Below are 7,198 nucleotides of genomic sequence, written 5' to 3' on the forward strand. Positions count from 1 at the left end.
TGCGGCTTCCTTCTGGGTTTCTGGTCTTCTGGTCTTCTGGGGCGGGGAGTTGGGGTGCAGCGTGCAGGGGCGGCGGGTGCGTCAGGCGTACGTGATCGGCTCAAGCGCCCGCGCCGGGCGGATGCTCCCGACCACCGCCCCGCCCCCGAGCAGCGGCGCCTCGCCGAACCCCGCGAGTGCGGCCGGATCGACGCCGCAGCGCGCGAGCGCCGCCGCGGTCACCGGCAGGCGTGCCCGGTCCGCTCCGTCGGCGATCTTCACGGCGATGGCCCGGCCGTCCGGCAACGCCGCGACCTGCACCCCTTCGAAGCCGTCCTTGGCGAGCAGCCCCGGCACGGCCCGCATCAGGGCGGCGACGTCGCGGCCGGAGCCCGACGCCATCTCGGCGTGCTCGCGCATCGCGTCGGCCACCCGCGCCTCGGGGGTGCCGGGCGGCGCCGTGGTGATCCGGGCCGCGGCGCGTGCCAGGCCGTGCAGGGAGATGGAGAACAGGGGTGCGCCGCAGCCGTCGACCGTGACGCGGGCGACGGCCTGCCCGGTGAGGTCCTCGACCGTCCTGGCGATCGCCAGCTGAAGCGGGTGTGCGGGATCGAGGCAGTCGTCGAGCGACCAGCCGTTCAACCGTGCCGCGTACAGCATCGCCGCGTGCTTGCCCGAGCAGTTCTGCGCGAGCCGTGACGGCAGCCGTCCGGCGCGGATCCAGTCCTCCCGTACGACGGGGTCGAACGGCAGGTCCGCGACATTGCGCAGGTCGTCCTCGCCGAGCCCGGCAAGCTCCAGGATCCGCCGGGTCCCGGCGATGTGCCGTTCCTCGCCGGAGTGGCTGGCCGCGGTCAGCGCGAGCAGTTCGCCGTCGAGCGGGAGACCGCCGCGCAGCAGCGCCACGGCCTGGACCGGCTTGAGCGCCGAGCGCGGATAGAAGGCCGCCTCGATGTCACCGATCTGCAGCTCCACGCTCCCATCGGCGGCCAGCACGACTACCGACCCGTAGTGGATGCCTTCTATGACACCGCCGCGTACGAGACGGGCGACGGGCGCGTGCAGAGGCTCCCGCACGGAGGGCGCATCGGCGAGCCGACTCCCGTACGCAGGCGCTGCGTTGATGCTGCTCACGCGTCCGCTCCGGACTTCCGTACGGCCGACACCCGGCCGCGTACGCAGTACCAGCCCGCCACCAGCGCCGCCGCGATCAGCGGCAGACACAGCACGGTCGTGCGTCCGGCGCCCCCGTCGGCGTACATCAGGACCAGCACGGACACGAGGAAGAAGAGGGTGACGAGCTGGGTCCAGGGCGAGCCCGGCAGGCGGTAGTCGGGGCGCTCGATGTCGCCGTCCTCCGTCTTCCGCCAGAACTGCAGATGGCAGAGCATGATCATGCCCCAGGTGGCGAGGATGCCAAGGGCCGCGAAGTTCAGGACGATCTCGAACGCATCGGCGGGGACCACGAAGTTGAGGCCGACGCCGAGCACACAGATGCCGCTGGTCAGCAGGATGCCGCCGTACGGGACCTGGCTGCGGCTCATGACGCCGGTGAACCGGGGCGCGGAGCCGGACATCGCCATGGAGCGCAGGATGCGGCCGGTGGAGTAGAGGCCGGAGTTGAGCGACGACATGGCAGCGGTGAGCACCACGAGGTTCATCACGCCGCCGGCCGCCGGGATGCCGATGTTGGAGAGCACGGTGACGAAGGGGCTCTCGCCGGAGGTGTACTTGTTCCACGGCAGCAGCATCGAGAGCAGCAGCACGGAGCCGACGTAGAAGAGACCGACGCGCCACATGATGGAGTTGATGGCCTTCGGCATGATCTTCTCAGGGTTCTCGGTCTCGCCCGCCGCGACGCCGACCAGCTCGACGGACGCGTAGGCGAAGACGACGCCCTGGATGATCAGGAGCATCGGCAGCAGGCCGCTCGGGAAGATGCCGCCGTTGTCGGAGATCAGGGACGGGCCGGGGGAGTGGCCGTCCACGGGGTGCTGGGTGACCAGGAGGAAGATCCCGATCAGCATGAAGATCACAAGCGCGCTGACCTTGACGATCGCGAACCAGAACTCGAGCTCCCCGAAGATCTTCACGGAGATGAGGTTCACCGTGAGGACGACGGCGAGCGCGATGAGGGCGATCACCCACTGCGGGATGTCGGAGAACATGCCCCAGTAGTGGGTGTAGGTGGCGACCGCGGTGATGTCGGCGATCCCGGTGGTCGCCCAGTTCAGGAAGTACATCCAGCCCGCCGTGTACGCGCCCTTCTCGCCGAGGAACTCCCTGGCGTACGAGACGAAGGCGCCGGACGAGGGCCGGTACAGGACGAGTTCGCCGAGCGCCCGCACGACCAGGAAGGCGAAGGCGCCGCAGACGGCGTACGCGATGAACAGCGAGGGACCGGCCTCGGCGAGGCGGCCGCCTGCGCCGAGGAAGAGTCCCGTGCCGATGGCGCCGCCGATGGCGATCATGTTGACGTGCCGGGACTTCAGGGACTTGCTGTACCCCGCGTCCCCGGCGTCGACGTGACCGGCCGGTTTCCGTATGCGCGACGGGTCTTCGAGGGACTGTTCGCTCACGCCTGGTGTCCGCCTTCCGGTGGGGCGTCCGTGCGCTCGGGGCGCACGATCGCGGTGAGGGTCGTCTCGACGCGGTCGAGGTGGTGTGCCATGGCCTCGGTCGCGTCGTGCGAGCTGCCGTCGACGAGCGCCTCGACGATCGCGCGGTGCTCGCGGTTGGACTGCTCGCGGCGGTCGCCGAGTTCGTTGAGGAACGCGGACTGGCGGGCCAGCGCGTCCCGGATCTCCTCGATCACGCGGCGGAAGACCGGGTTCTGGGCCGCCTGCGCGACGGCGAGATGGAAGAGCGTGTCCATGGCCACCCATGCGGTGGTGTCGGTCTCGCGCTCCATCCGCTCCAGGAGGTGGGCGAGGTGGTCGAGGTCCTCGGGCGTACGGCGGGTGGCCGCGTAGCCCGTCATCGGGATCTCTACGTGCCGCCGGACCTCCAGGAGGTCGCTGGCCGCGTAGTCGCCGAAGGTAGGGTCCTCGACCGGCCCGTTCGACAGGACGAAGGTGCCCTTGCCGGTCCGGGAGACGGTGAGGCCCATCGTCTGCAGGGCCCGGAGGGCTTCCCGCAGCACGGGCCTGCTGACCTCAAGGCGACGGCAGAGCTCCGCCTCGGAGGGGAGCTTGTCGCCCACGGCGTAGTCGCCGCGCTCGATGGCGCTGCGCAGGTGACCGAGCACCGCTTCCATGGCGCTGACGCGCCGCGGTACCGAGTCACCTGTCTGGCTGTCTGACAGGTTCACGGGGGTGATCCTGCGGGGGGACGGGAGGGGCTGTCAAGGGTCGGGGGGAGCGGGAGGTCGGTGGGGGGTGCGGGCCGGGGGCGGCTGGAATTGGCCGTAGCATGTCAAGAATCATGGGAGCGTGCCTTGCCGTCTCAAGGGGCCCATGCCTCAATGAGCAGCGGTCCGAGATGCTGACTGGTCGTCAGTTCTCGTTCTCAATTCCCCCCGCATTCCCCCCACTTGAAGGCAGGACCCCATGAGGCATGGCATGCGTGCAATCGGCAGGCAGGGCAGATTCGGCGCCGGCGGGACCGGCAGGACCGGTAGGACCGGCGGGACCGGCAGGCTCGGCGCCGGGTCGGCGTTGGGCGTCGGTCTGGTCGCCCTGGGTGCGATGGTGATGGCACCCGCCGCCACCGCGGTCACCCCGGACACCGCGACCATCTCGTTCGACTGCGGGTCGTACGGCTCGGGTACGGCGACACTCAAGGCGACCCAGGACGGGACCGCCGCGACCATCAGCGTCTCCACGTCCGCGATCACCGCCCCCATCGACATCGCCGCCAACTCGGTCGACTCGACACTCACGCTCACCAAGAACGGCTCGGACACCGCGACCTTCACCGGCAGCTCCAACCCGGCCATACCCTCCGGCGGCGAGGTGTCCACCGGTCCGCTCGACGGGACCGTCGCCACCGGCGACAGCCTGGAGGGCAAGTCGCTGCAGGTCGTGGTCCTCGGGATCAGCGTGACCTGCAACGCCACATCGGCACAGGCGCCCGGGCCGTTCGTCTTCTGACGGGCGGGCAGGGCCTCCGAGGGGCGGTGGCGCTCAGTAGCCCTGAGCGGCGCCGCCCCTTCCGCCCGCTTCTCCCGCCCCGTCCGTCTTTCCTGCCTCGCCCGCCAGCGGACGCCAGTACTGGTCCTTGCCCTCGTCCCGTACGACATGGCCCAGACCCTGCATCGTCTCGGCGAGGTCCCGGACGTCCTCCTTGGCGTCTCTCTTCAGCGCGGCCTTCCGCGCCGCGAGGACCGCCTGCCCCTCGGCGGGCAGGCCGGGAGCGCCGGGTATCCAGCGCTGGAACAGGGACGCGTGCGGGTCGGTGTCCTGCCACGGGTATCCGTGCGAGCGGAAGGCCCTGGCCAGGGCTGGTGCCGCCGTCTTGTGAACGCCTCGCGCGAACTGGCGCGACGTCTCGTCGAGGACCACCAGTTCCTTGCCGTCCAGGAACACCGCCGAGACGCGGGCGCGCTCGATGGTCCGTGTCCGCTCGTGCTGCTCGGCCGCGAGCTCCTGGTCGGTCAGCTTCAGCTTCAGGGTCTCGACCGTCTCCGTGACGGCGATGAGGAGCCCGGCCACCAGGCCGACGACCAGACCGGCGCCCATCGCGACCGCCACCTGCCACGGCTCGTCCAGCGAGCCCACGAACGTGATGCCGTCCCGCCACGGCAGCACCGGCGATCCGCTCAGCCACCTGGCCAGGGGCGGCAGGCCGAGGCCGAGCAGGAGGCCGACGAGCGGCATGCCGATGAGTACGGTCAGCAGGTCACCGCGCGGGTAACCGAGCACCGTCGTCCGGTCCTTGCGGAGCGGGACGGGGCCGTGGCTCTCTTCGCTGGTCATGTCCTCGACGCTAGACGGGCGGGTACCCGCGGGGGAGCGGCCGAAAGTCGATGAGCGGCAGACTTCGGTCGCTGTCTCCGCGGGTGCGACCCCAAAATGCGTTGCTGCCGCCCCGCCCTCCCCCTACGGTGCCGATCATGCTGCCCACGGTGGACACCGACGAACAATGGGACGTCGTCGTCCCCGACGAGAGCGTCATGCGGCCCGGAGTCGAGGACCTCTGCGGCAGGCTCGGCCTGGCCGGGGCGCCGCTCGACCGGTTCACGGAGGGGACGCAGCCCGTGTACGCGGTGGGGGACGGCCTCGTACTGAAGCTCTTTCCCGGTGCCGTCGCCGCCGACGGTCTCGTCGAGGAGCGGGTGTTGAGCCATCTTCAGGGGCGGCTGCCCGTACCCACACCGCGGGTGCACGCGTCCGGGACGTACGAGAACGGCTGGCGCTACGTGCTGATGTCCCGGCTGCCCGGCGAAGGCCTCGCCCCCGCCTGGCCGCGCATCCCGCGCGCCGACCGTGAGCGCCTCGTCACCGAGGCGGGCGAGGCGCTCGCCGCGCTGCACGCCCTGGATCACGCGCCGCTCGCCGATGTGCTCGGGCCCGGTGACTGGGGAGCCTTCCTCGACAAGCAGCGTTCCGGGGCCGTCCGGCGGCAGCGGGAGTGCGGGCTGCCGGAGAGCTGGGTGGAGCAGATTCCCGGCTTCCTCGACGCGGTGCCGCTGCGTACCGACGCGCCGCGCGCCCTCCTGCACACCGAGTTCATGCGCCAGCATCTGCTGGTCGGCCCGGTCGCAGGGCGGCTCGGGCTGACCGGGCTCTTCGACTTCGAGCCCGCCATGATCGGGGACAGGGCGTACGACTTCGTGGGCGTCGGCCTCTTCGTGACGCGCGCGGAGCCGGGGCTGCTCGGCCGCTTCATGCGGGCCTACGGCCAGGCCTTCGAGCCGCGTGAACTCCTCGCCCACACCCTGCTGCACGTCTACAGCAACCTGCCCTGGTACCTGCGGGAGCTGCCCGCCCCGCCGGAGCCGACGCTCGACGCGCTGGCCCAGGCGTGGTTCGGTGCGTCGCGCGCCTCTACCGCGTAGGTCAGCCCACCGGCATCAAGGTCAGATAGGCCAGACCGAGCACCTGGCGGTAGCCCCGCAGCCAGGTGTCGCGCTGGCGGTCCGCCTTCTCGCGGGTCTCGGCGGCCAGCGGATGGCCGGGGTGCGCGGCGAGCCACTCCTCCACGTCCGTGCGGTAGCCGGACTCGAACTCCTCCCACTCCTCCGCGCTCGCCGTCTCCACCCACAGGGGGCGGAAGTCCGCGGCGATCGCCGCGTCCACGAGGTCGCCCAGGAAGAGGTGTTCGCCGGCGTGGGCGCCCGGCCACATCCCCGCGAGTTCGGCCGGGGTGGGCGTGCGCTGCCAGAAGCCCTCGCCGAGTACGACGCGGCCACCGGGACTGACCACGCGGCGCAGCTCGCGCAGGGCCGCTTCCGTGTGGCCGGGCGGTTCGGCGGAGCTGAGCGCGTGGCTCGCACCCAGGCACAGGACGAGGTCGGCGGGGCCGCGGGTGGTGTCCGTCGCCGACTCCTCGACGAAGGAGACCCGCTCGGCAAGGCCGCGCTCCTTGGCCAGGGCACGGCCCCTGGCCAGGTCATCGGCCGACACATCGACGCCCACGCCGGTGGCGTCCGGGGCGGCCTCCAGGACACGGAGTAGCAACTCGCCCCAGCCGCAGCCGAGATCGAGGACGGAGCCGGTGCCCGGCGCGACGCGCTCGACGAGGCGTGCGGCCCGCGCCTCGGAGAGCGGACCGTGGAAGGTGAGGCCGGTGAGGCGGGGCGGCAGGTTCGGGGCGGTGGTGTCGGTCATGGGCGACGACGCTATCTCGTCAACTTGCGCCCGGAACAGCGACTTTCGCCGCGATGCACCGGGTGAGGGGCCGAGGGCCGTCAGGCCTCGTCCGCCGATGCTTCCCCCGGCTCTTCCGGGCCCTGCTGATCGCGTACGTTCTTCGCCCGCGAGCCCACCGACACGAGCACCCCGACGGCTGTGCCCGCCAGGGCCGCCGGCACCATCCAGTTGCGGTTGAAGGAGTGGCCGAGTGCGCTGTCCGCGGAGTAGGCACCGGGGCCCGTGACGGCGAGGGCGGCGGAGACCATGCCGAGGAACGCCGGGTACTCGTAGCCGCCGCCCTGGCTGAAGAAGCCGTTGGGGGCGTGCACCGCGCTCGCCCCGGCCATGGCGCCCGCCGCGGCGGAACCGGCGGCGGGGGTCGCGAGGCCGAGCGCGAGCAGCGTGCCGCCACCCGCCTCGGCGAG

The 7,198-nt window shown here is 71.6% G+C and carries 8 protein-coding genes; 2 read left to right on the forward strand and 6 right to left on the reverse strand.

Features of this window, described 5'->3' with window-relative positions; genetic code table 11:
* Positions 1-81: 81 nt before the first annotated feature.
* Genes ABD378_RS00790 through ABD378_RS00800 form a run of 3 tightly spaced genes read right to left on the reverse strand, consistent with a single transcriptional unit; the run spans position 82 to position 3,289 of the window.
* Positions 82-1,113, reverse strand: coding sequence for an asparaginase (locus tag ABD378_RS00790; RefSeq protein ID WP_344518270.1), 1,032 nt, complete (start codon positions 1,111-1,113; stop codon positions 82-84).
* Positions 1,110-2,558 carry an amino acid permease gene (locus ABD378_RS00795; protein ID WP_344518271.1) on the reverse strand — a complete coding sequence of 483 codons (1,449 nt, stop codon included), beginning with the start codon at positions 2,556-2,558 and terminating at the stop codon, positions 1,110-1,112. Before ABD378_RS00795 ends, ABD378_RS00790 begins: the two co-directional genes overlap by 4 nt.
* The gene (locus ABD378_RS00800; protein ID WP_344518272.1) at positions 2,555-3,289 is read right to left on the reverse strand and encodes a FadR/GntR family transcriptional regulator; all 735 of its coding nucleotides are present in this window, start codon (positions 3,287-3,289) and stop codon (positions 2,555-2,557) included. The genes ABD378_RS00795 and ABD378_RS00800 overlap by 4 nt, the downstream gene beginning before the upstream one ends.
* Before the next feature lie 376 nt (positions 3,290-3,665).
* Here ABD378_RS00800 and ABD378_RS00805 point away from each other — a divergent pair, with 376 nt between their 5' ends.
* Positions 3,666-4,070, forward strand: a complete 405-nt coding sequence (locus ABD378_RS00805; protein ID WP_344518383.1) for a hypothetical protein — start codon at positions 3,666-3,668, stop codon at positions 4,068-4,070.
* A 33-nt stretch (positions 4,071-4,103) separates the two neighbouring features.
* On the opposite strand, the gene ABD378_RS00810 is transcribed toward ABD378_RS00805, so the two are convergent.
* Positions 4,104-4,895 (reverse strand): YqeB family protein, encoded by a 792-nt coding sequence (locus ABD378_RS00810; protein ID WP_344518273.1) that lies wholly within the window; start codon positions 4,893-4,895, stop codon positions 4,104-4,106.
* Positions 4,896-5,032: 137 nt separating this feature from the next.
* Here ABD378_RS00810 and ABD378_RS00815 point away from each other — a divergent pair, with 137 nt between their 5' ends.
* Positions 5,033-5,977 carry an aminoglycoside phosphotransferase family protein gene (locus ABD378_RS00815; protein WP_344518274.1) on the forward strand — a complete coding sequence of 315 codons (945 nt, stop codon included), beginning with the start codon at positions 5,033-5,035 and terminating at the stop codon, positions 5,975-5,977.
* 1 nt (position 5,978) lies between these two features.
* Here ABD378_RS00815 and ABD378_RS00820 read toward each other — a convergent pair whose 3' ends face one another.
* Positions 5,979-6,749, reverse strand: a complete 771-nt coding sequence (locus tag ABD378_RS00820; protein ID WP_344518275.1) for an SAM-dependent methyltransferase — start codon at positions 6,747-6,749, stop codon at positions 5,979-5,981.
* Between the two features lie 80 nt (positions 6,750-6,829).
* Positions 6,830-7,198, reverse strand: a 369-nt coding sequence (locus ABD378_RS00825) for a DoxX family protein (protein ID WP_425583805.1), incomplete at its 5' end; no start/stop codon positions are given.

Source organism: Streptomyces rectiviolaceus (genome assembly GCF_039533825.1).
In the GTDB taxonomy this organism is placed as follows: domain Bacteria; phylum Actinomycetota; class Actinomycetes; order Streptomycetales; family Streptomycetaceae; genus Streptomyces; species Streptomyces rectiviolaceus.

Excerpts from the sequence above, each read along its gene's own strand:
- ABD378_RS00805 (WP_344518383.1), top strand. The coding sequence starts at position 3,666 with ATGGTGATGGCACCCGCCGCCACCGCGGTCACCCCGGACACCGCGACC.
- ABD378_RS00810 (WP_344518273.1), bottom strand. The coding sequence starts at position 4,895 with ATGACCAGCGAAGAGAGCCACGGCCCCGTCCCGCTCCGCAAGGACCGG.
- ABD378_RS00815 (WP_344518274.1), top strand. The coding sequence starts at position 5,033 with ATGCTGCCCACGGTGGACACCGACGAACAATGGGACGTCGTCGTCCCC.
- ABD378_RS00820 (WP_344518275.1), bottom strand. The coding sequence starts at position 6,749 with ATGACCGACACCACCGCCCCGAACCTGCCGCCCCGCCTCACCGGCCTC.